General features: G+C 58.4%; 27 protein-coding genes. 23 read left to right on the top strand and 4 right to left on the bottom strand.

Features of this window, described 5'->3' with window-relative positions; translation table 11 throughout:
• The first annotated feature begins 6 nt into the window (after positions 1-6).
• The 11 genes from phnF (at position 7) to phnP (ending at position 8134) form a co-directional block, all read left to right on the top strand.
• On the top strand, positions 7-732 hold the full coding sequence (phnF, locus tag ACWKXX_RS19095) for a phosphonate metabolism transcriptional regulator PhnF (protein ID WP_261665797.1): 726 nt from the start codon (positions 7-9) through the stop codon (positions 730-732).
• Complete coding sequence (phnG, locus tag ACWKXX_RS19100) at positions 733-1185, top strand: phosphonate C-P lyase system protein PhnG (protein ID WP_015570223.1); 453 nt, start codon at positions 733-735, stop codon at positions 1183-1185.
• On the top strand, positions 1182-1766 hold the full coding sequence (phnH, locus tag ACWKXX_RS19105; RefSeq protein WP_003860219.1) for a phosphonate C-P lyase system protein PhnH: 585 nt from the start codon (positions 1182-1184) through the stop codon (positions 1764-1766). The genes phnG and phnH overlap by 4 nt, the downstream gene beginning before the upstream one ends.
• Positions 1766-2830, top strand: coding sequence for a carbon-phosphorus lyase complex subunit PhnI (locus ACWKXX_RS19110; protein WP_015570222.1), 1065 nt, complete (start codon positions 1766-1768; stop codon positions 2828-2830). The genes phnH and ACWKXX_RS19110 overlap by 1 nt, the downstream gene beginning before the upstream one ends.
• Entirely contained in the window at positions 2823-3668 is an 846-nt protein-coding gene (phnJ, locus tag ACWKXX_RS19115; protein ID WP_246896075.1) for an alpha-D-ribose 1-methylphosphonate 5-phosphate C-P-lyase PhnJ, read from the top strand. Before ACWKXX_RS19110 ends, phnJ begins: the two co-directional genes overlap by 8 nt.
• A complete protein-coding gene (gene phnK / locus ACWKXX_RS19120) occupies positions 3665-4420 on the top strand; it encodes a phosphonate C-P lyase system protein PhnK (RefSeq protein ID WP_015570221.1) in 756 nt (251 codons plus the stop codon). The genes phnJ and phnK overlap by 4 nt, the downstream gene beginning before the upstream one ends.
• Positions 4421-4577: 157 nt before the next feature.
• Entirely contained in the window at positions 4578-5258 is a 681-nt protein-coding gene (gene phnL, locus ACWKXX_RS19125; RefSeq protein ID WP_017382651.1) for a phosphonate C-P lyase system protein PhnL, read from the top strand.
• Positions 5255-6391 carry an alpha-D-ribose 1-methylphosphonate 5-triphosphate diphosphatase gene (phnM, locus tag ACWKXX_RS19130; protein ID WP_015570219.1) on the top strand — a complete coding sequence of 379 codons (1137 nt, stop codon included), beginning with the start codon at positions 5255-5257 and terminating at the stop codon, positions 6389-6391. The genes phnL and phnM overlap by 4 nt, the downstream gene beginning before the upstream one ends.
• Complete coding sequence (gene phnN / locus ACWKXX_RS19135; RefSeq protein ID WP_032104477.1) at positions 6388-6939, top strand: ribose 1,5-bisphosphokinase; 552 nt, start codon at positions 6388-6390, stop codon at positions 6937-6939. The genes phnM and phnN overlap by 4 nt, the downstream gene beginning before the upstream one ends.
• Entirely contained in the window at positions 6932-7366 is a 435-nt protein-coding gene (gene phnO, locus ACWKXX_RS19140; RefSeq protein WP_015570217.1) for an aminoalkylphosphonate N-acetyltransferase, read from the top strand. Before phnN ends, phnO begins: the two co-directional genes overlap by 8 nt.
• A 9-nt stretch (positions 7367-7375) precedes the next feature.
• Positions 7376-8134: a phosphonate metabolism protein PhnP gene (phnP, locus tag ACWKXX_RS19145; protein ID WP_017694704.1), complete on the top strand. Its 759-nt coding sequence runs from the start codon at positions 7376-7378 to the stop codon at positions 8132-8134.
• A 54-nt stretch (positions 8135-8188) separates the two neighbouring features.
• On the opposite strand, the gene yjdP is transcribed toward phnP, so the two are convergent.
• Complete coding sequence (gene yjdP / locus ACWKXX_RS19150) at positions 8189-8512, bottom strand: DDRRRQL repeat protein YjdP (protein WP_017382647.1); 324 nt, start codon at positions 8510-8512, stop codon at positions 8189-8191.
• A 69-nt stretch (positions 8513-8581) separates the two neighbouring features.
• Positions 8582-9031, bottom strand: coding sequence for a bifunctional allose-6-phosphate isomerase/ribose-5-phosphate isomerase RpiB (gene rpiB / locus ACWKXX_RS19155; RefSeq protein WP_023295775.1), 450 nt, complete (start codon positions 9029-9031; stop codon positions 8582-8584).
• Positions 9032-9382: 351 nt separating this feature from the next.
• Here rpiB and ACWKXX_RS19160 point away from each other — a divergent pair, with 351 nt between their 5' ends.
• From ACWKXX_RS19160 to alsK, 6 genes are all read left to right on the top strand, one after another.
• The gene (locus ACWKXX_RS19160) at positions 9383-10273 is read left to right on the top strand and encodes a MurR/RpiR family transcriptional regulator (protein ID WP_015570213.1); all 891 of its coding nucleotides are present in this window, start codon (positions 9383-9385) and stop codon (positions 10271-10273) included.
• Positions 10274-10337: 64 nt separating this feature from the next.
• The gene (alsB, locus tag ACWKXX_RS19165) at positions 10338-11273 is read left to right on the top strand and encodes a D-allose transporter substrate-binding protein (RefSeq protein ID WP_015570212.1); all 936 of its coding nucleotides are present in this window, start codon (positions 10338-10340) and stop codon (positions 11271-11273) included.
• A gap of 76 nt (positions 11274-11349) precedes the next feature.
• Positions 11350-12882 carry a D-allose ABC transporter ATP-binding protein AlsA gene (gene alsA, locus ACWKXX_RS19170; protein WP_261665799.1) on the top strand — a complete coding sequence of 511 codons (1533 nt, stop codon included), beginning with the start codon at positions 11350-11352 and terminating at the stop codon, positions 12880-12882.
• The gene (gene alsC / locus ACWKXX_RS19175) at positions 12861-13841 is read left to right on the top strand and encodes a D-allose ABC transporter permease (protein ID WP_017382644.1); all 981 of its coding nucleotides are present in this window, start codon (positions 12861-12863) and stop codon (positions 13839-13841) included. Before alsA ends, alsC begins: the two co-directional genes overlap by 22 nt.
• Before the next feature lie 10 nt (positions 13842-13851).
• Positions 13852-14547 carry a D-allulose 6-phosphate 3-epimerase gene (gene alsE / locus ACWKXX_RS19180; protein WP_015570210.1) on the top strand — a complete coding sequence of 232 codons (696 nt, stop codon included), beginning with the start codon at positions 13852-13854 and terminating at the stop codon, positions 14545-14547.
• Positions 14531-15475, top strand: coding sequence for an allose kinase (gene alsK, locus ACWKXX_RS19185; protein ID WP_015570209.1), 945 nt, complete (start codon positions 14531-14533; stop codon positions 15473-15475). The genes alsE and alsK overlap by 17 nt, the downstream gene beginning before the upstream one ends.
• Here alsK and ACWKXX_RS19190 read toward each other — a convergent pair.
• Positions 15408-17705 carry a hybrid sensor histidine kinase/response regulator gene (locus tag ACWKXX_RS19190; RefSeq protein ID WP_015570208.1) on the bottom strand — a complete coding sequence of 766 codons (2298 nt, stop codon included), beginning with the start codon at positions 17703-17705 and terminating at the stop codon, positions 15408-15410. The two genes, alsK and ACWKXX_RS19190, sit on opposite strands and share 68 nt — an antisense overlap.
• A 181-nt stretch (positions 17706-17886) precedes the next feature.
• Here ACWKXX_RS19190 and ACWKXX_RS19195 point away from each other — a divergent pair, with 181 nt between their 5' ends.
• From ACWKXX_RS19195 to ACWKXX_RS19220, 6 genes are all read left to right on the top strand, one after another.
• The gene (locus tag ACWKXX_RS19195) at positions 17887-19401 is read left to right on the top strand and encodes a sugar ABC transporter ATP-binding protein (RefSeq protein WP_261665800.1); all 1515 of its coding nucleotides are present in this window, start codon (positions 17887-17889) and stop codon (positions 19399-19401) included.
• Between the two features lie 2 nt (positions 19402-19403).
• Positions 19404-20399, top strand: coding sequence for an ABC transporter permease subunit (locus tag ACWKXX_RS19200; protein ID WP_003860239.1), 996 nt, complete (start codon positions 19404-19406; stop codon positions 20397-20399).
• A 28-nt stretch (positions 20400-20427) separates the two neighbouring features.
• On the top strand, positions 20428-21369 hold the full coding sequence (locus ACWKXX_RS19205; protein ID WP_003860240.1) for an ABC transporter substrate-binding protein: 942 nt from the start codon (positions 20428-20430) through the stop codon (positions 21367-21369).
• A gap of 121 nt (positions 21370-21490) precedes the next feature.
• Positions 21491-22177: a D-lyxose/D-mannose isomerase gene (locus tag ACWKXX_RS19210; RefSeq protein ID WP_017382640.1), complete on the top strand. Its 687-nt coding sequence runs from the start codon at positions 21491-21493 to the stop codon at positions 22175-22177.
• Positions 22178-22187: 10 nt separating this feature from the next.
• Positions 22188-23048, top strand: coding sequence for a ketose 1,6-bisphosphate aldolase (locus ACWKXX_RS19215; RefSeq protein WP_023295772.1), 861 nt, complete (start codon positions 22188-22190; stop codon positions 23046-23048).
• Positions 23048-24067, top strand: a complete 1020-nt coding sequence (locus ACWKXX_RS19220) for a carbohydrate kinase family protein (protein ID WP_047052230.1) — start codon at positions 23048-23050, stop codon at positions 24065-24067. The genes ACWKXX_RS19215 and ACWKXX_RS19220 overlap by 1 nt, the downstream gene beginning before the upstream one ends.
• On the opposite strand, the gene ACWKXX_RS19225 is transcribed toward ACWKXX_RS19220, so the two are convergent.
• Positions 24049-24780 (bottom strand): response regulator, encoded by a 732-nt coding sequence (locus ACWKXX_RS19225; protein ID WP_015570202.1) that lies wholly within the window; start codon positions 24778-24780, stop codon positions 24049-24051. The genes ACWKXX_RS19220 and ACWKXX_RS19225 overlap by 19 nt on opposite strands.
• Positions 24781-24863: the final 83 nt, after the last annotated feature.

A 24863-nucleotide genomic window follows, 5' to 3' on the forward strand; every position in this document is an offset into this window, starting at 1 on the left:
ATTTGTATGCACTTATCCAGACATCCGACCAGTTACCCTACCCGCTGGCAAGAGATTGCAGCCAAGCTCGAAGTGGAGCTGCGCACGCACTATCGCTGCGGAGACTACCTGCCCGCCGAGCAGCAGCTTGCCGACCGCTACGAAGTGAATCGCCACACCCTGCGTCGCGCCATCGATCAACTGGTGGAGCGCGGCTGGGTCCAGCGCCGTCAGGGCGTCGGCGTGCTGGTGCTGATGCGTCCGTTCGACTACCCGCTCAATGCCCAGGCGCGTTTTAGCCAGAACCTGCTCGATCAGGGCAGCCCCCCCACCAGCGAAAAGCTGCTGTCAGTCCTGCGCCCCGCCTCCCGCCACGTGGCGGACGCGCTGGGGATTCAGGAGGGCGACAACGTCGTTCACCTGCGCACGTTGCGCCGGGTGAACGGCGTGGCGGTCTGTCAGATCGACCACTACTTCGCGGACCTCACCCTCTGGCCCGTGCTGCAACATTTCGCCAGCGGTTCCCTGCATGATTTTCTTCAGGACGCGACGGGTATCGCGCTCAAACGCACCCAGACGCGCATCAGCGCCCGCCGCGCGCAGGCGAAAGAGAGCAAGGTGCTGGAGATCCCCAACATGGCCCCGCTGCTCTGCGTGCGCACCCTCAACCACCGTGACGGCGACGTCAACGCAACGGAATACTCCGTCAGCCTGACCCGCGCCGACATGATTGAATTTACCATGGAGCACTGAATGCACTTCGACACCTCCACTCGTCAGCGCTGGATGCGCGTGCTGGCCCACAGCCAGCCTAATGCGCTGGCTGCCCGCATGAGCACGCTCGGCCTGACGCCGGACTACGACACGATCCGCGCGCCGGAGATCGGCCTGGTGCAGATCCAGGCACGCATGGGCGGCACCGGCGAGCGCTTCTTCGCCGGCGATGCCACCCTCACCCGCGCGGTGATCCGCCTGAAAAGCGGCACGCTGGGCTACGGCTACGTACTTGGGCGCGACAAAACGCACGCCGAGCGCTGCGCAGCGATCGACGCGCTTTTACAGGAACAGCCGCATTTTCAGACGTTAATGGAAACCCTTATTGCCCCGCTGGAAGCCGACCGCGCCGCACGCCTTGCCGCGCGTCAGGCCGAAGTGAATACCAGCCGGGTCGACTTCTTTACGCTCGTTCGCGGAGACAACGCATGACGCTTCAACCTGCTTTTACCCTGGCCGTCCAGGATGCCCAACAGAGTTTCCGTCGCCTGCTGAAAGCCATGAGCGAGCCGGGCGTCATTGTCTCGCTGCATCAGCTCTCCCAGGGCTGGCTGCCGCTGAACCTCGCCTCGACCAGCGTGCTGCTGACCCTGGCGGACAACGACACCCCGGTATGGCTGTCAGGCGCATTGCTGAACGATATCGCCAGCCAGAACCTGCGCTTTCACACCAACGCGCCGCTGGTCGAGCAGCCCCAGCAGGCGGTCTTCGCCGTGGCCGACGAGCAAATCAGCCACGAACAGCTTAACGCCCTGAGCGAAGGCAGCGCCGTCGCACCAGAAACCAGCGCTACGCTGATTTTGCAGGTCTCCAGCCTGAGCGGTGGCCGCATGCTGCGCCTGACGGGTGCAGGGATTGCCGACGAGCGGATGGTCGCCCCCCAGCTGCCGGAGTGCATCATTCATGAGCTGACCGAGCGCCCGCATCCGTTCCCGCTCGGTATCGACCTGATCCTGACCTGCGGCGAGCGCCTGCTGGCGATCCCGAGAACCACTCACGTGGAGGTGTGCTGATGTACGTTGCCGTCAAAGGGGGCGAGAAGGCGATCGCCGCCGCCCATGCCTTGCAGGCGCACAGACGCCGGGGGGATGACGCCCTTCCCGAGCTGAGCGTCGCCCAGATTGAACAGCAGTTAAACCTGGCCGTCGACCGCGTGATGACCGAAGGCGGCATCGCGGACCGCGAACTGGCGGCGCTGGCGCTGAAACAGGCCAGCGGCGATAACGTGGAAGCCATCTTCCTGCTGCGCGCTTACCGCACTACGCTTGCGAAGCTGGCGGTTAGCGAGCCGGTGAATACGGCGGAAATGCGATTAGAGCGCCGTATTTCTGCGGTGTACAAAGATATTCCTGGCGGCCAGCTGCTTGGTCCGACCTACGACTACACCCATCGCCTGCTGGACTTCACTCTGCTGGCGAACGGTGAAACACCGCAGCTCAGCGTCTCTGACGCTGAACAAGACGCCTCCCCGCACGTCTTTAGCCTGCTGGCAAACCAGGGGCTGGCGAAGGCGGAAGAGGACACCGGCAGCACACCGGATGACATCACCCGCACGCCGCCGGTCTATCCCTGTTCGCGCTCGTCCCGCCTGCAACAGCTGATGCGCGGCGATGAAGGGTATCTGCTGGCGCTGGCCTACTCCACGCAGCGCGGCTACGGGCGCAACCACCCCTTCGCGGCAGAGATCCGCAGCGGTTATATCGACATTGAAATCGTGCCGGAAGAGCTGGGTTTTGCGGTGAACATCGGCGAACTGCTGATGACCGAGTGCGAAATGGTCAACGGTTTTGTCGCGCCAGAGAATGAAGATCCGCACTTTACCCGCGGCTACGGGCTGGTGTATGGCCTGAGCGAGCGCAAGGCGATGGCGATGGCGCTGGTTGACCGTGCACTCCAGGCGCCGGACTACGGCGAGCATATTGCAGGCCCGGCACAGGACGAAGAGTTCGTGCTGGCCCACGCGGATAACGTTGAGGCCGCCGGCTTTGTCTCGCACCTCAAGCTGCCGCACTACGTCGATTTCCAGGCCGAACTGGAACTGCTGAAACGCCTGCAACGGGAGCGCGCCAATGGCTAACTTAAGCGGCTACAACTTTGCCTATCTGGACGAACAAACTAAACGCATGATCCGCCGCGCCATCCTGAAGGCAGTGGCGATCCCCGGCTACCAGGTGCCATTCGGCGGCCGCGAAATGCCAATGCCCTACGGCTGGGGCACCGGCGGTATTCAGATCACCGCCAGCGTGATCGGCGAAGCGGACGTGCTTAAGGTCATCGACCAGGGGGCAGACGACACCACCAACGCCGTGTCGATCCGCAACTTCTTTAAGCGCGTAACGGGCGTTAATACTACCGAAAAAACCGAAGACGCGACGCTGATCCAGACCCGTCACCGCATTCCGGAGACCCCGCTGACTGAAGATCAGATTTTGATTTTCCAGGTGCCGATCCCGGAGCCGCTGCGTTTTATTGAGCCGCGGGAAACCGAAACCCGCACCATGCACGCCCTGGAAGAGTACGGGATCATGCAGGTCAAACTGTATGAGGACATCGCCCGCTTCGGCCATATCGCCACCACCTACGCCTACCCGGTGAAGGTGAACGGCCGCTACGTGATGGACCCGTCGCCGATCCCGAAATTCGATAACCCGAAGATGGACATGATGCCCGCCCTGCAACTTTTTGGCGCCGGACGTGAAAAACGCATCTACGCCGTACCGCCGTACACCCGTGTGGAGAGCCTGGATTTTGACGATCACTCGTTTACGGTGCAGGAGTGGGACGAGCCGTGCGCCATCTGCGGTTCGAAGCATAGCTATCTGGATGAAGTGGTGCTGGACGACACGGGCAAACGGATGTTTGTCTGCTCCGACACCGATTACTGCCGCCAACAGAGCGAGGCGAACAGCCAATGAAACCGCTGCTTTCGGTTAATAACCTGACTCACCTTTATGCGCCGGGCAAAGGCTTTAGCGACGTGTCGTTTGAGCTGTGGCCGGGCGAAGTGCTGGGCATTGTCGGCGAGTCCGGCTCCGGTAAAACCACCCTGCTGAAGTCCATCTCCGCGCGCCTGACGCCGCAGAATGGCGACATTTTGTATGAGGGCGTGTCGCTGTATGGCATGAGCGAAGCCGATCGCCGCCGCCTGCTGCGCACCGAGTGGGGCGTGGTGCACCAGCACCCGATGGATGGCCTGCGCCGCCAGGTGTCGGCGGGGGGCAACATCGGCGAACGGCTGATGGCCACCGGCGCGCGCCACTACGGCAACATCCGCGCCACGGCGCAGCACTGGCTGGAAGAGGTTGAAATTCCCGCCTCGCGCATCGACGACCTGCCGACCACCTTCTCCGGCGGCATGCAGCAGCGTTTACAGATTGCCCGCAATCTCGTCACCCATCCGAAGCTGGTGTTTATGGATGAACCGACCGGCGGGCTGGACGTCTCTGTGCAGGCTCGCCTGCTCGACCTGCTGCGCGGCCTGGTGGTGGAGCTAAACCTGGCGGTGGTGATTGTCACCCATGATTTAGGCGTCGCGCGCCTGCTGGCAGACCGCTTGCTGGTGATGAAGCAGGGTCAGGTGGTGGAAAGTGGGTTAACCGACCGCGTGCTCGACGATCCCCATCATCCGTATACCCAGCTGCTGGTGTCGTCCGTATTGCAGAACTGAGGGCGCGGTTGCCGGGTGGCGCTGCGCTTACCCGGCCTACGAACACCGCACCTTGTAGGCCGGGTAAGGCGAAGCCGCCACCCGGCAAAACGAACACCGCACCCGTAGGCCGGGTAAGGCGAAGCCGCCACCCGGCAAAACGAATCGCGAGGCCAACATGATCCACGTACAAAACGTAAGTAAAACCTTTGTGCTCCACCAGCAAAACGGCGTGCGCCTGCCGGTACTGCAAAATGCCTCGTTAGAGGTCAGCAACGGCGAATGCGTGGTGCTGCATGGCCATTCCGGCAGCGGAAAATCCACCCTGCTGCGCTCCCTGTATGCCAACTACCTGCCGGACGAAGGCCATATTCATATTCGCCATAACAATGAATGGGTCGATCTGGTTCAGGCTCCCGCGCGCAAAGTGCTGGAAGTGCGCCGCTCGACGATCGGCTGGGTCAGCCAGTTCCTGCGAGTGATCCCGCGGATCTCCGCCCTGGACGTGGTCATGCAACCCCTGCTGGATCTCGGCGTGCCGCGCGAAACCTGCGCCGCTAAAGCCGCCAGCCTGCTGACGCGCCTCAACGTACCGGAGCGTCTGTGGCACCTCGCCCCGTCGACCTTTTCCGGCGGCGAGCAGCAGCGCGTCAACATCGCCCGCGGCTTTATCGTCGATTACCCGATTTTACTCCTGGATGAACCCACCGCCTCGCTCGACAGTAAGAACAGCGCAGCGGTGATGGAACTGATCGAACAGGCCAAAGCGCGCGGCGCGGCGATCGTCGGGATCTTCCACGACGACGCCGTACGCCAACGCGTGGCGGACAGACTGCACCCGATGGGGACAAACGTATGATTATCAATAATGTCAGGCTGGTGCTGGAAAATGAGGTCGTGAACGGCTCGGTTGAGGTGCGGGACGGTGTCATCCGCGCCTTTGCCGAAACCCGGAGCCGCACTCCTGAAGCGATGGACGGCGAAGGCGGCTGGCTGCTGCCGGGGCTGATTGAGCTGCATACCGATAATCTCGATAAATTCTTCACCCCGCGCCCAAAGGTGGACTGGCCTGCTCATTCAGCGATGAGCAGCCACGACGCGCTGATGGTCGCCAGCGGCATCACCACGGTGCTGGACGCGGTGGCGATTGGCGACGTGCGCGACGGCGGCGATCGCCTGGAGAACCTGGAGAAGATGATCAACGCCGTGGAGGAGACGCAAAAGCGCGGCCTCAACCGCGCCGAGCACCGCCTGCACCTGCGTTGCGAGTTGCCGCACCACACCACCCTGCCGCTGTTTGAGAAGCTGGTGGGCCGCGAGCCGGTCTCGCTGGTTTCCCTGATGGATCACTCGCCGGGGCAGCGCCAGTTCGCCAACATTGAAAAGTATCGCGAATACTATCAGGGCAAATATTCGCTCAACGACGCGGAGATGGCCCGCTACGAAGAAGAGCAGCTCCAGCTTGCGGCCCAGTGGTCGCAGCCGAATCGCCTCTCCATTGCCGCGATGTGCCGGGACCGGAATATTGCCCTGGCCAGCCATGACGACGCAACGCACGATCACGTGCGCGAATCCCACCAGCTTGGCAGCGTGATAGCTGAATTTCCCACCACGTTTGAAGCGGCAGAGGCATCGCGTAAGCACGGCATGAACGTCCTGATGGGCGCGCCAAATATCGTGCGCGGCGGATCGCACTCCGGCAACGTGGCGGCAAGCAGGCTCGCCTCGCTCGGCCTGCTGGATATCCTCTCCTCTGACTATTACCCCGCCAGCCTGCTGGACGCGGCCTTCCGCGTCGCGGACGACGAGAACAACAGCTTCACGCTGCCACAGGCGATTCGCCTGGTGACGAAAAACCCGGCCAGCGCGCTTAATCTTCACGATCGCGGTGAAATTGCCGAGGGGAAACGGGCCGATCTGGTGCTCGCCCACCGTAAGGGCGAGCACATTCATATCGACCACGTCTGGCGTCAGGGAAAAAGGGTATTCTGATGGGAAGACTCATCTGGTTAATGGGCCCGTCCGGCTCCGGGAAGGACAGCCTGCTGTCGGCGTTACGGCAGCGGGAACATTCACAGCTGCTGGTGGCGCACCGCTATATCACGCGCGATGCCAACGCCGGAAGCGAGAACCATATCGCCCTGAGCGAGCAGGAGTTTTTTACCCGCGCCGGACAAAACCTGCTGGCGCTGAGCTGGCATGCCAACGGTTACTACTATGGCGTCGGTATTGAGATTGACCTCTGGCTGCATGCGGGGTTCGACGTGCTGGTTAACGGCTCGCGGGCGCATCTCCCGCAGGCTCGCGCCCGGTACGAAGCGGCGCTGCTCCCGGTCTGTTTGCAGGTTTCCCCGGACGTTCTCCGTAGCCGGCTGCAAAAGCGGGGGCGCGAAAACGCGCGCGAGATCGACCAGCGGCTGGAACGGGCGGCGCGCTACACCCCGTCGGGTTGCCATCTCCTCAATAACGACGGAAGTTTGCTACAGTCAGTCGAGACCTTGCTATCGCTTATTCGCCAGAAGGAGAAACAGCATGCCTGACTGCCAGCTTCGCCCCGCCACCGCCGACGATGCGCCGATCGTTTACGCGCTGATCTGCGAACTTAAGCAGGCCGAGTTCGATCATCAGGCGTTTCACGCCGGGTATCTGGCCAACTTGCAGGATCACAATATGCGTTACCAGCTGGCCGAGCTGGACGGGCAGATCATCGGTATGATCGGCCTGCATATGCAGTTTCACCTGCATCACGCCCGCTGGATCGGCGAGATCCAGGAGCTGGTGGTGATGCCGCAGGCGCGCGGATTAAAAGTGGGCAGCCAGCTGCTGGCCTGGGCAGAGGACGTCGCGCGACAGGCAGGCGCCGAGCTGACCGAGCTTTCCACCAGCGTGAAGCGCGTGGACGCGCACCGTTTTTATGTTCGTGAAGGATATACGCAAAGCCATTTCCGCTTCACCAAACCGCTGTAGAGGTGCGTTATGAGTCTGACGATCACGCTGACAGGAACCGGAGGGGCGCAGCTGGTGCCGGTGTTTGGCTGCGACTGCGCGGCGTGCCGACGGGCGCGTTTACAGGAAAATTATCGCCGTCGCCCCTGTAGCGCGGCGGTGAAATTCAACGATTCGGTCACCTTGCTGGACGCGGGTATTCCACACCTGATGGACGACTGGCCCGCGGGGAGTTTCAGGCAGATTTTGCTTACCCATTATCATATGGATCACGTTCAGGGGCTTTTTCCTCTGCGCTGGGGCGTGGGAGCGACCATTCCGGTTTACGGTCCGCCGGACGACGCAGGCTGTGACGACCTGTTCAAGCATCCGGGCCTTCTCGATTTCAGCCACACGGTGGAGCCGTTTGTGATGTTTGAACTTCAGGGCTTGCGGGTCACGCCGCTGCCGCTCAACCATTCAAAACTCACGTTTGGCTATCTGCTGGAGTCCGCCCACAGCCGCGTGGCGTGGCTTTCTGATACCGCCGGGCTACCGGATAAAACGGTGACGTTTCTGCTAAACAATCAGCCGCAGGCGATGATTATCGACTGTAGCCATGAACCGCGCCCGGAAACGCCGCGCAACCATTGTGATTTGAATACGGTGATTGCGCTGAACGGGGTGATTGGCTGTCCGCAGGTGATCCTGACGCATATCAGCCATCAGTTTGACGTGTGGATGATGAATAACCCGCTGCCGTCCGGCATTGAAGCGGGGTATGACGGGATGGTGCTGGTACTGGATTAGGTTTTGCCGGGTGGCGGCTGCGCCTTACCCGGCCTGTGCGTTGCAATACCGGCGTTACCACCGATCGTAATCATCCTCTAACCGGCGCTCATCCTCTTCTAACCGACGCCGATCGTCATCCAGCTGCCGCTGACGCTCGTCTAAACGCTGGCGTCGATCTTCTAACTGTCGACGACGATCGTCGTACTGGCGGCTGTCGGTTTGACGGCTGCGATCGTAACGATCGTCGTCGTCATCATTACGGCTGCTGCCGGGGTTATAGGCGTCGTTGATCGCCTGCTGAATATTGCCAATGGCATCATCAATCACATCGGCATGCGCCAGTTGGCTGGTTAAAGTCAGCAGACCCAATAACAGAGCGGTAGAGTAACGTTTCATAAGGCCAGACTCGCAGGTGAACTGGCCTTACGGTAATGAATGGCAGGGAACCGGGGTAGCGGAGGAATCTCAATTCCTGGCCTGTTCAATCGCCCCTATCGCATCGACTCGCGCCTGATGTCGTCCCCCTTCAAACGGTGCATTTAGCCAGGCATCGACGATCATTTTTGCCAGCTCCAGTCCGACCACGCGCGAACCAAATGCCAGCACATTCGTGTTGTTATGCTGCCTTGAAAGCTGAGCTGAATAAGGTTCGCTACAGACCACTGCGCGGATGCCCGGGAACTTATTGGCCGTAATGGAGATCCCTACCCCCGTTCCGCAGATCAGGATGCCGCCATCCACCTCCTTATCGATAATAGCCTGTGCAACCGCGCTGGCATAATACGGGTAGTCAGTACGCTCCGGGGAACAGGTGCCTTTATCCACCACGTCGATGCCACGCGCGCGCAGATGGGCCAGAATATCCTCTTTCAGCATAAAACCTACGTGATCGCAGCCAAATGCAATCTTTTTCATAATAAACCTCATCGTGGGTTAACTTTACGAACTCGATGGAGTTGTGATTTAAGACCGGTCAGTTGTGCAATAAAACCTCAAAACCATCGAGTTCTGCGCGTGTTCTACACCCATGACTTTGACATTTCAACTCTCTCATGACGGTATATTTCTTACGGCATGCATTAAAATCCGTTAACGTGTCATAATTATATTATTGATTTTCAAGGGAATAATAAAGCAATCGCCCATCAAAACTTCACAGACAATAAAACTTTATGAATTTTTAAACATTGTGAAGTTACCAGCATATTTTCATGCCAGAGTGTGGTGATATAGTGTCGTCTTCATTTTTAAGGACAAAAGAGAGCGATGAGTCAGTCAGAATTTAAAAAAGAGCTGCCTAACGGCATTGGCCTTGCACCGTACCTGCGCATGAAGCAGGAAGGCATGACCGACAACGAAAGCCGTATCGTCGACTGGCTGCTCCAGCCGGGTAACCTGAGCGGCGCGCCTGCGATTAAAGACGTTGCCGAAACGCTGATGGTGTCGGAAGCGATGATCGTGAAAGTGGCCAAACTGCTCGGCTTTAGCGGTTTCCGTAACCTGCGTGCGGCGCTGGTCGACTACTTCTCGCAATCCGAACAAGTATTACCTGCGGAACTCGCTTTTGATGAAGCACCACAGGATGTGGTTAACAAAGTGTTCAATATTACGCTGCGCACCATTATGGAAGGCCAGTCGATAGTGAACGTGGATGAAATTCACCGCGCGGCACGTTTCTTCGCCCAGGCCAACCAGCGCGATCTGTACGGTGTGGGTGGTTCTAACGCTATTTGCGCCGACATCCAGCATAAGTTTCTACGCATCGGCGTGCGCTGCCAGTCGTATCAGGACGCGCACATTATGATGATGTCGGCATCGCTGCTGAAGGAAGGGGATGTGGTACTGGTGGTCTCCCATTCCGGCCGCACCAGTGATGTGAAAGCAGCAGTTGAGTTAGCAAAAAAGAACGGCGCCAAAATTATCTGTATTACCCATAGCTACCATTCGCCGATTGCTAAACTTGCTGATTATATTATTTGTTCGCCAGCACCAGAGACCCCGTTATTAGGGCGCAACGCCTCCGCGCGTATATTACAGCTTACATTATTAGATGCGTTATTTGTTTCCGTTGCACAACAAAATATCGAACAGGCCACACTTAATATGCAAAAAACCGGCGCTATTGTGGATTTCTTCTCTCCTGGCGCACTGAAGTAAATTAAAAGGTTAATCCTGCTCAGGCGGGATTAACAACAACATACCCTACATTGAGAACACTGCTATGAATAAATATCTGAAATATTTCAGCGGCGCCGCTATGGGCTTAATGTTATCCACCAGCGCGTTTGCTGCTGCGGAATATGCGGTGGTATTAAAAACGCTCTCCAATCCATTCTGGGTGGATATGAAGAAAGGGATTGAAGATGAAGCCAAAACCCTGGGAGTAAGCGTTGATATTTTTGCCTCGCCGTCAGAAGGGGATTTTCAGTCCCAGCTACAGCTGTTCGAAGATCTGAGTAATAAAAAATACAAGGGTATCGCTTTTGCCCCACTCTCCTCCGTGAATCTGGTCATGCCCGTCGCGCGCGCCTGGCAGAAAGGTCTCTATCTGGTGAATCTCGATGAAAAAATCGATATGGATAACCTGAAAAAAGCAGGTGGCAATGTAGAGGGGTTTGTCACAACGGACAACGTGGCCGTCGGCGCAAAAGGGGCCGATTTTATTATCAATAAACTTGGTGCGGAGGGGGGCGAAGTCGCAATCATTGAGGGTAAAGCCGGTAACGCATCGGGCGAGGCGCGCCGCAATGGCGCAACAGAAGCCTTCAAAAAAGCAAACCAAATTAAGCTGGTTGCCAGCCAGCCCGCTGACTGGGATCGCATTAAAGCTCTGGATGTGGCAACCAACGTGCTGCAACGAAACCCGAATCTGAAAGCCTTCTACTGCGCGAACGATACCATGGCGATGGGCGTGGCACAGGCGGTGGCAAACGCCGGTAAAATCGGCAAAGTGCTGGTGGTCGGCACCGATGGTATCCCAGAGGCGCGTAAGATGGTCGAAGCCGGTCAGATGACGGCAACCGTCGCACAAAACCCGGCGGACATCGGGGCGACCGGCCTGAAATTAATGGTGGATGCCGCGAAAACCGGGAAAGTCATCCCGCTGGAAAAAACGCCTGAATTCAAGTTGGTGGATTCGATTCTGGTGACAAAATAACGCAGAACTGTGCGGCTTGATGCCCTCACTCCGGCCCTTTCCCACAGGGAGAGGGTGAACAGAGAAGGAAATAAACATGGTCACGCCATATATCTCGATGGCGGGGATCGGCAAATCCTTTGGTCCGGTTCACGCATTAAAATCGGTTGATTTAACTATATACCCTCATGAGATCCACGCGTTATTAGGGGAGAATGGTGCCGGTAAATCAACCTTAATGAAAGTATTGTCGGGAATTCATGAACCGACCAAAGGCTCCATTATTATTAATGAAAAGAATTACGACAGATTGGATCATAAACTGGCAGCACGACTGGGCATCGGCATTATATATCAGGAACTCAGCGTTATTGATGAATTAACCGTGCTGGAAAATCTATATATAGGCCGTCACCTGACCAAAACGGTTTGTGGCATCAGGATTATTGACTGGAAAGAGATGCGCATTCGCGGTGCGATGATGCTCTTACGCGTCGGATTAAAAGTCGATTTAGATGAAAAAGTAGCGAATTTATCCATCAGCCATAAACAGATGCTGGAAATCGCGAAAACCTTAATGCTCGATGCCAAAGTGATCATTATGGATGAACCCACATCTTCATTAACCAATAAAGAGGTGGATTATCTTTTCTTGATCATGAATCAGCTGCGTAAAGAAGGCACCGCCATTGTCTATATCTCGCATAAGCTCGCGGAAATCCGCCGCATCTGCGACCGCTACACGGTAATGAAAGACGGTTCCAGCGTATGCAGTGGCCTGGTGAGTGACGTTTCAAACGACGACATTGTGCGCCTGATGGTCGGCCGCGAACTGCAAAACCGCTTTAACGCCATGAAAGAGAGCACCGGCAACATCGAACGCGACACGGTGTTTGAGGTGAACAACGTCACCAGCCGGGACAAGAAAAAAGTGCGAGATATTTCGTTCAGCGTGAACCGCGGCGAAATACTGGGTTTTGCGGGTCTGGTCGGCTCGGGACGTACCGAACTGATGGACTGTCTCTTCGGCGTGGATAAACGCGCGAGCGGTGAAATTCGCCTCAACGGCAAAACCATCTCCCCGCGTTCGCCTCTGGATGCGTTGAAAAAAGGGATGGCCTACATCACCGAAAGCCGCCGCGAAAATGGCTTTTTCCCTAATTTCTCTATCGACCAAAACATGGCCGTCAGCCAGAGCCTGAAAAACGGTGGCTATAAAGGGGCCATGGGGCTCTTTCGCGAGCATGAAGAACGCAAGACCGCCGAAGCACAGCGCCAGTTGCTGGCGTTGAAGTGCCATAGCGTAGAGCAAAACATCACCGAACTCTCCGGCGGCAATCAGCAAAAGGTGCTGATTTCTAAATGGCTGTGTTGCAACCCGGACGTCATCATTTTTGATGAACCCACGCGAGGCATCGACGTCGGCGCAAAGGCCGAAATCTACAAGGTGATGCGCCAGCTGGCTGACGAAGGCAAGGTCATCCTGATGGTGTCATCTGAATTACCTGAAATTATCGCCGTCTGCGACCGCATCGCCGTGTTCTGCGAAGGGCGGCTGACGCAAATCCTGACCAATCGCGACGGCATGAGCGAAGAGGAGATCATGGCATGGGCATTACCACAAGAGTGAAAGGCGATATGGCGGAGAAAAAGCCATTTAACTTCGCGCTGTTCTGGGACAAGTACGGTACCTTTTTTATCCTCGCGATTATAGTCGCCATCTTTGGCACGCTGTCATCGGAGTACTTCCTCACCACCAACAACATCACGCAGATTTTTGTCCAGAGCTCGGTAACGGTGCTGATCGGGATGGGCGAATTCTTTGCCATCCTTGTCGCGGGTATTGATCTGTCCGTCGGAGCCATTCTGGCACTCTCCGGCATGGTGACTGCCAAACTGATGCTGGCTGGTGTCGACCCGTTTTTTGCAGCACTGATTGGCGGCGTACTGGTCGGCGGCGCGCTGGGGGCGATCAATGGCTGTCTGGTCAACTGGACCGGGCTACATCCGTTCATTATCACTCTCGGTACTAACGCCATTTTTCGCGGCATCACGCTGGTGATTTCCGATGCTAACTCCGTCTATGGCTTCTCGTTCGATTTTGTAAACTTCTTCGCTGCCAGCGTCCTCGGGATACCCGTACCGGTCATCTTCTCGCTGATCGTCGCGGTGATCCTCTGGTTCCTCACCACCCGTATGCGGCTGGGGCGCAATATCTACGCCCTGGGCGGTAACAAAAACTCGGCGTTCTACTCCGGCATCGACGTGAAGTTTCATATTCTGGTGGTGTTCATTATTTCTGGCGTATGCGCCGGGCTGGCGGGCGTGGTGTCGACTGCGCGTCTGGGCGCAGCGGAGCCGCTGGCCGGGATGGGATTTGAAACATACGCCATCGCCAGCGCCATCATCGGCGGAACCAGCTTCTTCGGCGGTAAAGGCCGCATCTTCTCGGTCGTGATTGGTGGTCTCATCATCGGCACCATCAATAACGGACTCAATATCTTACAGGTACAAACCTACTACCAGCTGGTGGTAATGGGCGGGTTGATTATCGCCGCTGTTGCCCTCGACAGATTGATCAGTAAGTAAGGAAATCACTATGAAAATTTCACCCTCCCTGATGTGTATGGATCTGCTGAAATTCAAAGAACAGATCGAATTTATTGACCAGCACGCGGACTACTTCCATATCGACATCATGGACGGCCACTTTGTGCCTAATCTGACGCTGTCTCCGTTCTTTGTCGGCCAGGTGAAGAAGCTCGCCACCAAACCACTGGACTGTCACCTGATGGTGACTCGCCCGCAGGACTACATAAGCCAGCTGGCGCAGGCCGGAGCAGACTTCATCACACTGCACCCGGAGACCATCAACGGTCAGGCTTTCCGCCTGATTGAAGAGATCCGTCGTCACGGTATGAAGGTGGGACTCATCCTCAACCCGGAAACCCCGGTTGAGGCGATGAAATACTATATTCATAAGGCGGACAAAATCACCGTGATGACCGTCGATCCAGGCTTTGCCGGGCAGCCGTTCATTCCGGAAATGCTGGAGAAAATTGCCGAGCTGAAAGCCTGGCGCGAACGCGAAGGGCTGAGCTATGAGATTGAGATCGATGGCTCATGCAATCAGGCCACCTATAAAAAACTGATGGCCGCCGGCGCAGATGTCTTTATCGTCGGAACGTCTGGTCTGTTCAACCATGCAGAGAATATCGGGGATGCATGGCAGCTTATGGCCGGGCAGATCCTGTCGGCACGAAACGAGGTTGTTCCTCATGCAAAAACAGCCTGATGTCGTCGCCGGAGTGGATATGGGGGCCACTCATATCCGTTTTTGCCTACAAACGGCCGACGGTGCGGTGTTGCATTGTGAAAAACAGCGCACCGCGGAGGTTATCCGCTCTGGTGTGGTGTGCGGCGTGACGGAAATGATCACGGCTCAGCTGCGTCATTTACAGGTTCACTGTCGCGGTCTGGTCATGGGCTTTCCGGCACTGGTCGGCAAAGACAAACGCACCATTATTTCGACGCCTAATCTGCCTTTGCAGGCGAATGAGCTCCGCGATCTGGCGGGAAAACTTGAAGATGCGCTAGGCTGCCCGGTCGAATTTTCCCGCGACGTTAACCTTCAGCTTTCGTTTGACGTGGCGCAACACAATCTCCAGCAGCAAGAGGTTCTGGCGGCCTATCTTGGCACCGGCATGGGATTTGCCATCTGGCTAAACGGTGCTCCATGGACGGGCGCGCACGGCGTAGCGGGCGAGCTCGGGCATATTCCACAGGGGGATATGACGCGGCACTGTGGTTGTGGCAACCCGGGATGTCTGGAAACAGTTTGTTCCGGTATCGCATTGAAACAGTGGTACGAACAGCAGCCCCGCGAGTATGCGATGGGAGATATCTTTTCAGCCGTACCCGATGACCCCTTCGTACAACAACTCCTGAATCATGCAGCCCGCGCCATTGCCACCAGTGTAAATCTGTTCGATCCGGATGCGGTGATCCTCGGTGGCGGCGTAATGGATATGCCTGGCTTTCCGCGCGAAGCGCTGATTGTCGGGATAAAGCAGCATTTGCGCCGCCCGCTGCCGCATGAGTCCGTGAAATTTATCCCTGCCTCGTCGTCGTCTTTTAACGGCGCTCAGGGGGCCGCTACCCTGGCTCGCTGCCGGTTCCTGCCATCACCTTGCGCAGCGCCTGCGCCAGCTGTGCGCGGGTGAACGGTTTTCGCAGTAACTGAACGTCCGGCAGCTGCGGGTTATGCGCCGGGCGCAAATCCTGCCCGCTTATCAGCAGCACCGGCAACTGCGGATAGTGGCTGCGTACATGGCCGATCACCTCCGCGCCGCTCAGGCCGCCCGGCAACATCAGGTCGCTGATAAACATGCCGATATCCGGCGATGCGTCCAGCATGTTCAGCGCCTGCTCGCCGTTTTCGGCTTCAAGCGTCAGGTAGCCAAGCTGGTGCAGTTGCTCGCACAGTGTCTGCCGCACGCCCGCCTCATCTTCCAGGACCAGCACAAGCAGCTCACTCTCTGCCGGGGCCGTGGTCGCCAGCGCGGCATCATCGGAGAACGCGGGCAGCGTCGAGCGCGGCAGCTGGAGCCGCACGGTGGTTCCCTGCCCCGGCGCGCTTTCGATCTCAACGCGCCCCCCGGACTGACGCACAAAGCCGTACACCATCGACAGCCCTAACCCGCTGCCGCTGCCGGTCTGTTTGGTGGTGAAGAACGGTTCAAAGACTTGCGATTTCACCTCCTGCGACATCCCGCAGCCGTGGTCAATCACCTCCAGCGCGACCATATCCTGCCTGCGCCCGTCGCTGCGGGTCACACGCTGGTTCCAGGTGCGGATTTTGATCACACCATTTTGCCCCTCCATTGCATCACGGGCGTTCATTACCAGGTTGATAATGGCGTTTTCCAGCTGGCTGACGTCAATCCATGCGGGCCAGGCCGGGGTTTGCGCTTCAATATCCAGCGTCAGCGTGGCGGGAAGCGAGTGCCGCATCAGCTCGCTCAGGTTCTCCAGCAGCGGCTTCATCTCTACCGCATGAGGTTGCAGGGATTGCTTGCGCGAGAAGGCCAGCAGACGCTGGGTGAGCATGGCCCCGCGTTCCGCGGCTTTGAGCGCACGAGTGATGCGCGGCGCGTCCGGTGACGCTGAATCGGTCAGCTCCAGACTGCCGATAATCACCGCCAGCAGGTTATTAAAATCATGCGCCAGCCCGCCCGTCAGTTGCCCAACCGCCTTCATTTTCTGGCTGTGCAGCAGCGCCTCCTCCAGCCCCTGACGTTCGATGCGGTCGACCTCCATCTGCGAGGTCTTCTCCTTCAGTAGCCGCGTGGTGTGCTCCAGCGAAGCGGTATTGCGGGCAAAAACGTTAAACGCGCGCGCCAGTTCCCCCAGCTCATCACGCCGCTGTAGCGCGGGCACCGACACATCCTGCTCGCCGTGAGCGAGGCGCGACATTGCCCTTGAGATAGCCGTCAGGTTGGAGCCCAGATTGCGGTAAATATACCAGCAGGCGCAGCCGGTGATGATCAGCGCCAGCACCGCGAAGACGCTGATAAACACGCTGATGGAGCGCAGCTCCTGGTGGCTTTGGGCGGTACGCAGCCGGGAGGCCTGCGCCACCTGTTCAACGTACTGATTGATGTCGCGGTTTAATATCGCCACCAGCGCCTTGATGTGGAACATGTACCAGCTGATGGACAGATCGCTCTCCTCCAGCTGCTTTGACAGTGGCGCGAGCTTGCGCAGCTCATCATTAAAATCCGGGAGCACCAGGTTGACCACCGGTTGCAGGGCGCTCGCGGGTAACATCGCGGTTACTGCATCCAGCTGCTGCACCGTGGCGCGCGGTGAAGGGGTATCAATGGCGGCAACGATCAGCCTGTCCATCTCTGCAAGCTGCCGGGCGTCTGGCACATTGCTCGCGTAACGGCGGTTGATATCCTGCAAATGACGCAGATAGCTTTGGCTTTGATACAGCGCGCTGAGCAGCGCGTTACGCTCCAGATGCCGTTTTTGCCCGCGCTCCAGCATTCCCGTCACGCTCTGCTGTAACTCATTGCTCCTGCGGATAATACGCGCCACCAGCGCCGGCTCCTGCTGCGCCAGCGGCGCATCGGCAAGCTGCTCCAGCGAGTGGCGCAGCGCCATCTGCGTCTGTTTAAGCCGTTCAGCTTCGCCTTTGTACTCCAGCGCACCGACTACCTGCGACAGCCGCACCGCCGCCGTCGCCACATTCGCGGTATCACGCGCGAGGTTCATGCTGCCAGTCATATCATCCAGCGTTTGCTGCTGCACCTGCTCCTGGATCTGGCTGGCATGACGAAAGCCGAGCACCGCCACGCCGCTTACCATCAGCGTTACCGCCACCACCAGCAGGTTAAATATCAGCAGGCGACCGCGGGCGCTGGTGAAGAACGGGGGGCGTGAAGACATGGGTTTGGGCTCCTCTGCGGTTTGGTGCCCTCACCCTGGCCCTCACCCACAGGGAGAGGGAAAAGGAAAATGTGATGGCGATTAGCTATTCATAACTATGACAAATATGAACAGCTTCTGACATTTTGCATTTACGCACCTGTGATGAAGTGCAGATATCGACATTCACAGGAGATCCGCCATGAGCAGAACCCCGGTTTTAGAGATGCGCAATATTGCCAAGTCGTTTGGCAATTTCCACGCGCTCAAGGGTGTGGATTTGACGGTTTTCCCCGGAGAGATCCACGCGCTGATGGGGGAAAACGGCGCCGGAAAAAGCACGCTGATGAAGATCCTCGCAGGCGCTTATACCGCCAGCAGCGGCGACATCCTCATCGACGGCCAGCCGTTTCACATCAAAGGTCCGAAGGATGCGCTGGCCGCAGGCATTACCCTGATTTATCAGGAGATGCAGCTTGCTCCTAACCTGACCGTGGCGGAAAACATTTTTCTCGGCAGCGAGCTGTCGCGCGGCGGGCTGGTCCAGCGCAAAGAGATGGCAGCCCAGGCGCAGGCGGTCATTGACCGTCTGGGCGCGCAGTTCAGCGCCACCGACCTGGTCATGAAGCTGACCATCGCCGAGCAACAGCAGGTGGAGATCGCCCGCGCGCTGCACCGCAACAGCCGTATTCTGGTGATGGATGAACCCACCGCCGCCCTCTCCTCGCGCGAAACCCACCGTCTGTTCGAACTGATTTTGCGCCTGCGCGATGAAGGGATGGCGATTATCTACATCAGCCACCGCATGGCGGAAGTGTATGAGCTTTCCGATCGCGTCAGCGTCCTGCGCGACGGGCAGCACGTCGGCAGCCTGACGCGCGACAAGCTGAATGCCTCTGAGTTGGTGCGCATGATGGTGGGCCGTCCGCTCAGCGATCTGTTTAACAAAGAGCGCGATATTCCGCTTGGCAGCCCGCGTCTGAACGTGCACCACCTGACAGATGGCAAAAAAGTGCTGCCGTGCAGTTTGCAGGTTCGCTCCGGTGAAATCGTCGGGCTGGCGGGGCTGGTCGGGGCCGGTCGCTCCGAGCTGGCGCAGCTGATCTTCGGCGTGCGCAAAGCCACCGGCGGCATGATCGAGGTCGACGGCGAACCGGTGGTGATCCACTCCCCGCGCGCGGCCATTGAAAACGGCATCGGTTTTCTTACCGAGAACCGCAAGGAGCAGGGGCTGTTTCTGGAGCTGGCGGCGCAGGAGAACATCACCATGGCGACGCTGGAGCGCGACGCCACCTTCGGCTGGCTGAACCGCAAAAAAGCGCAGTCTATTTCCGATGACGCCATCGCCCTGCTCAATATCCGCGTGCCGCATTCTCAGGTGCGCGCGGGCGGGCTCTCCGGCGGCAACCAGCAAAAGCTGCTGATCTCCCGCTGGGTGGCGATTGGCCCGCGCATTCTGATTCTGGACGAACCTACGCGCGGCGTGGACGTCGGCGCGAAAAGCGAGATCTACCGCATCATGAACCAGATGGCGCGCAAAGGGGTGGCGATTCTGATGATCTCCAGCGAGCTGCCGGAAGTGGTGGGCATGAGCGACCGGGTGTACGTGATGCGGGAAGGCAGCATCGCGGGTGAACTCCACGGACGCGACATCTCTCAGGAAAACATTATGACGCTGGCAACCGGCGTGAACGACACACATCATCAGGCGGTGTAATTATGACAACTCCAACCCATCCGCAGCAGGTGGCGAAATCCGCCTCCGCCAAAAAAATGCTGATGAGCGATCTGATGCAAACGATCGGCATTTTGCCGATTTTAATCCTGATTGTGGCGGTATTTGGCTTTATCGCCCCGAACTTTTTCACCGAGAGCAACCTGCTGAATATTACCCGGCAGGCGTCGATCAACATCGTGCTGGCGGCGGGGATGACCTTCATCATCCTGACCGGCGGGATTGACCTCTCTGTGGGCTCGATTCTGGGCACTACGGCGGTAGCGGCGATGGTGGTCTCGCTTATCCCTGAATTTGCGATGCTCTCCATTCCGGCGGCGCTGATGCTCGGTATGGTGCTGGGGCTGTTCAACGGCGCGCTGGTGGCCTTTGCCGGGCTGCCGCCGTTTATCGTCACCCTCGGCACCTATACGGCACTGCGCGGCGCGGCGTATCTGCTGGCGGACGGCACGACGGTCATTAACTCCAACATTAACTTCGAGTGGATCGGCAACAACTACCTCGGCCCGATTCCGTGGCTGGTGGTGATCGCCCTGGCGGTGATTGTGGTGTGCTGGTTTATTCTGCGTCGCACAACCCTCGGCGTTCACATCTATGCGGTCGGCGGCAATATGCAGGCGGCACGCTTAACCGGCATCAAGGTCTGGCTGGTGCTGCTGTTTGTCTACGGCATGAGCGGCCTGCTCTCGGGATTAGGCGGCGTGATGAGCGCCTCGCGCCTCTACAGCGCCAACGGCAACCTCGGCACGGGGTACGAGCTGGATGCGATTGCGGCGGTGATCCTCGGCGGAACCAGCTTCGTCGGCGGGATCGGCACGATCACCGGCACGCTGGTCGGTGCATTGATCATCGCCACCCTCAACAACGGCATGACGCTGATGGGCGTCTCCTACTTCTGGCAGCTGGTGATCAAAGGGGCGGTGATCATCATAGCGGTGCTGATCGACAAATACCGTACCCGACACCATCAAAGTGCATAACAACAATACCCTACGTGAGGAATACAGCATGAGATTGAAGCCCTTAGTGACCGCGCTCTGTGCTGGCGCGCTGCTGGCCGCAACCCCGTTTGCGCAGGCAAAAGATCTGAAGTCCATCGGCGTGACGGTGGGCGACCTGGCTAACCCGTTCTTCGTGCAGATCACCAAAGGTGCCGAGCTGGAAGCGCGCAAGCTGGCGGGAGATAACGTCAAGGTGACGCTGGTCTCCAGCGGGTACGATCTGGGCCAGCAGGTGTCGCAGATCGATAACTTCATTGCGGCGAAAGTGGACATGATCATCCTCAACGCCGCGGATTCCAAAGGGATCGGCCCGGCGGTAAAACGCGCCAAAGAGGCAGGGATCGTGGTCGTGGCGGTTGACGTGGCGGCGGAAGGGGCTGATGCGACCATCACCTCCGATAACACCCAGGCGGGGGAGATGGCCTGTAAGTACATAACCGACCGCCTGAAAGGTAAAGGCAACGTGGTGATCATCAACGGGCCGCCGGTTTCTGCGGTACAAAACCGCGTGGAGGGCTGCCAGACCGAGTTCAGGCGCCACCCGGATATCAAAGTGCTCTCGGATAATCAGAACGCCAAAGGCAGCCGCGAAGGCGGACTGGAGGTCATGACCTCCCTGCTGGCGGCCAATCCGAAGATCGACGGCGTATTCGCAATTAACGATCCGACGGCGATCGGCGCCGATCTGGCAGCGAAACAGGCCCAACGTAATGAGTTCTTTATCGTTGGCGTGGATGGCAGCCCGGACGGTGAAGAAGCTCTGAAGCGCGAAAACTCCCTGTTTGTGGCGACGCCGGCGCAGGATCCGCAGGTGATGGCGGCGAAGGCGGTGGAGATTGGCTATGACATTCTCCAGGGCAAACCTGCGCCGAAAGAGCCTGTGCTGATCCCGGTGACGATGATCGATAAAAAGAACGTCGGCACGTATAAGGGGTGGACGGTTAAGTAAACCCGGTGCGGCCTGATGCCCTCACCCTAACCCTCTCCCACGGGGAGAGGGAACTTACTCCCCCTCTCCCTTGAGGGAGAGGGCCGGGGTGAGGGGGTGGCATAAAACGCAAGGAGTCCCCATGAAACGCTCCGACATCAATGAAATCCTCGGCCACACGCGGCAGTTCTTCTCCATGCACGACGTGCATCTCCCGCCGTTTGCCAGCTTTCCGCCAACAAAATGGCAGCAGCTTGACCAGGCCGCCTGGCAGGAGGTGTTCGACCTCAGGCTCGGCTGGGACGTGACGGCGTTTGGCGGCAACCACTTTGCCGCACAGGGGCTGACGCTGTTTACCCTGCGCAACGGCTCCCCCAACGGCGTGCCTTATGAGAAGTGCTATGCCGAAAAAATCATGCACGTCCGCGACGGCCAGGTGACGCCGATGCATTTCCACTGGCGCAAGCGGGAGGACATCATCAACCGCGGCGGCGGGAATCTGATTATTGAGTTATGGAATGCGGGGGCGCATGAGGAGACCGAAAACACCGACGTGATCGTCACGATAGACGGCTGTCGGCAGACGCACGCGCCCGGCAGCCAGCTGCGCCTCACGCCTGGGGAAAGCATCTGCCTGACGCCCGGCCTGTACCACAGTTTCTGGGGTGAACGCGGCTTTGGCGACGTGCTGGTGGGCGAAGTGTCGTCAGTCAATGACGATGAACACGACAACCACTTTTTACAACCCATCGATCGCTACAACACCATCGAAGAAGACGAACCGGCGGTGCTGGTGCTGTGCAACGAGTACAACCTGTTTCGGATATAAGGAGTGAATGATGCCATTGATTTCTCTTGCCGACGGTCTGGCACACGCCAGAGAACACCGCTACGCCCTGGGCGCGTTCAACGTTCTCGACTCCCATTTTCTGCGCGCGCTGTTTGCCGCCGCGAAGCAGGAACGCTCGCCGTTTATCATCAACATCGCCGAAGTGCATTTTAAGTACGTGTCTCTGGAGTCGCTTGTTGAAGCGGTAAAGTTCGAAGCCGCCCGTCACGATATTCCCGTGGTGCTTAACCTCGACCACGGGCTGCATTTTGAGGCCGTCGTGCGCGCCCTGCGCTTAGGGTTCAGCTCGGTGATGTTCGACGGCTCGACGCTGAGCTATGAGGAAAATATCCGCCAGACCCGGGAAGTGGTGAAGATGTGCCACGCGGTGGGCGTCTCGGTGGAGGCGGAGCTGGGCGCAGTCGGCGGAGATGAAGGCGGCGCGCTGTATGGGCATGCGGATGAAGCGTTCTTTACCGACCCGCAGCTGGCGCGCGAATTTGTCGATTTAACCGGTATCGACGCGCTGGCGGTCGCCATTGGCAACGCGCACGGCAAATACAAGGGCGAGCCGAAGCTTGATTTCCCGCGTCTGGACGCCATTCGCCAGCAGACGGGCCTGCCGCTGGTTTTACACGGCGGCTCCGGGATTAGCGATGCCGACTTCCGCCGCGCTATCGAGCTGGGCATTCATAAAATCAATTTTTATACCGGCATGTCGCAGGCCGCGCTCGCCGCCGTTGAGCAGCGCATGGCGAACCGCCAGCCGCTGTACGATGAGTTTGCCGAACTGCTGCTGGGCATTGAAGAGGCCATTACCGATACGGTCGCGGAGCAGATGCGCATCTTCGGCAGCGCGGGGCAGGCATAATGGAACGCAAAGGGATTATCGCCGCAGGCAACATGCTGGTGGATCACGTCCACCAGATCGTACAGTGGCCGGAGCGCGGCTGGCTGGCGGAAATCACCCACAGCGAACGCTCAACCGGCGGTGCGCCGCTCAACGTTCTGCTGACGCTGGCGAAAATGCACGTCGGCCTGCCGTTACAGGCGGTGGGGCTGATTGGGGAAGACAGCGACGGAGACTATATTCTGGCGATGCTCGACCAGTATCACGTCAATCGCCAGCGCGTGCAGCGTACAACGTTCGCCCCAACGTCGATGTCGCAGGTGATGACCGACCCCAGCGGACAGCGCACCTTTTTCCACTCGCCGGGCGCCAACCGCCTGCTGGATCTTCCCGCCTTCGATCGTTTAGACGGATCGCTGAAGATCTTCCATCTCGGCTATCTGCTGCTGCTCGACAGCCTGGACATGCCGGACGAGGAGTTTGGCACCCGCAGCGCGCGGTTACTGGCACAGATGCGCGATCAGGGGTATGAAACCTCGCTCGATCTGGTTTCCCGCAAGGGCGATCCGCGCTATCAGCCGCTGGTGCTCCCTGCCCTGCGCCATCTTGATTATCTGGTGATTAACGAGCTGGAAGCCGGTGAGTTTAGCGGGCTTGAGATCCGCGACGGTCATGATGCGCTGAACATGGCCCATATCGCCGACGCTGCCGCACAGCTGCTGGCGGCAGGCGTGCGGCAGCGGGTGGTGATCCACTGTCCGGAAGGGGCATGGGGTGAAGCGCCGGGTGAAAAAGGGCAATGGGTTCCGTCGTGGAAGCTGACGCAGGACGAGATTATCGGCAGCGTCGGTGCGGGCGACGCGTTTTGCGCAGGCTTTTTATACGGTTGCCATGAATCGCTGTCGCTTACCGAGAGTATTTATCTGGCGCACGCCTGCGCGCGGGCCAGCCTGCTGGCGGCCAATGCGATTGACGGCGCGAAAACGCTGGCCGAGCTTCAGGCGTTTATTCAGGAGAACGGTCAGGCGGCTTTCTCATGATGGGAAACGTCCGTGGCAAAAACATAGCCCAGACCGCGAATGGTTTTGATCAGCAAAGGCTGATGCGGATTGACCTCAATTTTTCGCCGTAGCCGCATGATCAACACGTCGATAGTGCGGTCAAAGACCTCGGCGCTTTCGCTGTGGGTCAGCTCCAGCAGCTGTTCACGGCTCAGTACCCGGCGGGCGTTTTGCGTTAATGCCAGCAGCAGGCCGTATTCCCCCTGGGTTAATGGCACGGTATTACGCTGCGGATCGCTCAGCTCGCAGCGGGTGGTGTCCAGCGTCCAGCCGTTAAAGGTAATACCTTCAACGCGCGGCGCGGCAGGCTCCGCGTCCAGCGCGCCGGTTCGACGCAGCACCGCCTTAACGCGGGCGACCACCACGCGCGGATTGAACGGTTTTCCGATGTAATCATCAGCGCCCATTTCCAGCCCGACGACCACATCTGATTCACTTCCCAGCCCCGTCAGCATCACCACCGGTAGCGATGGTCGCTGCTTTTGCAGTTGCAGCAAAACCTGTAATCCGTTGATATCCGGCAGCATCATGTCCAGCAGAACCAGCGCAATGCCGGGATCCTGCTGGACACGGTTCACCGCGTCCTGACCGGTGTGACACGTCAGCACGGTAAAGACGTGCTCGCTGAGCACATCCTGTAGCAGTTCGCAGACTGCGACATCATCATCAACCACCAGAATCGCCGGTTTCATCGCATGCTTCCGTCAGGGAATTATGTTAAGTCTGAACCATTCTGCCGCCGGCTCCAGCCGAATTGTTTTTTACGTGACGGAAA

The sequence above is a fragment of the Enterobacter sp. UPMP2061 genome (assembly GCF_053709615.1).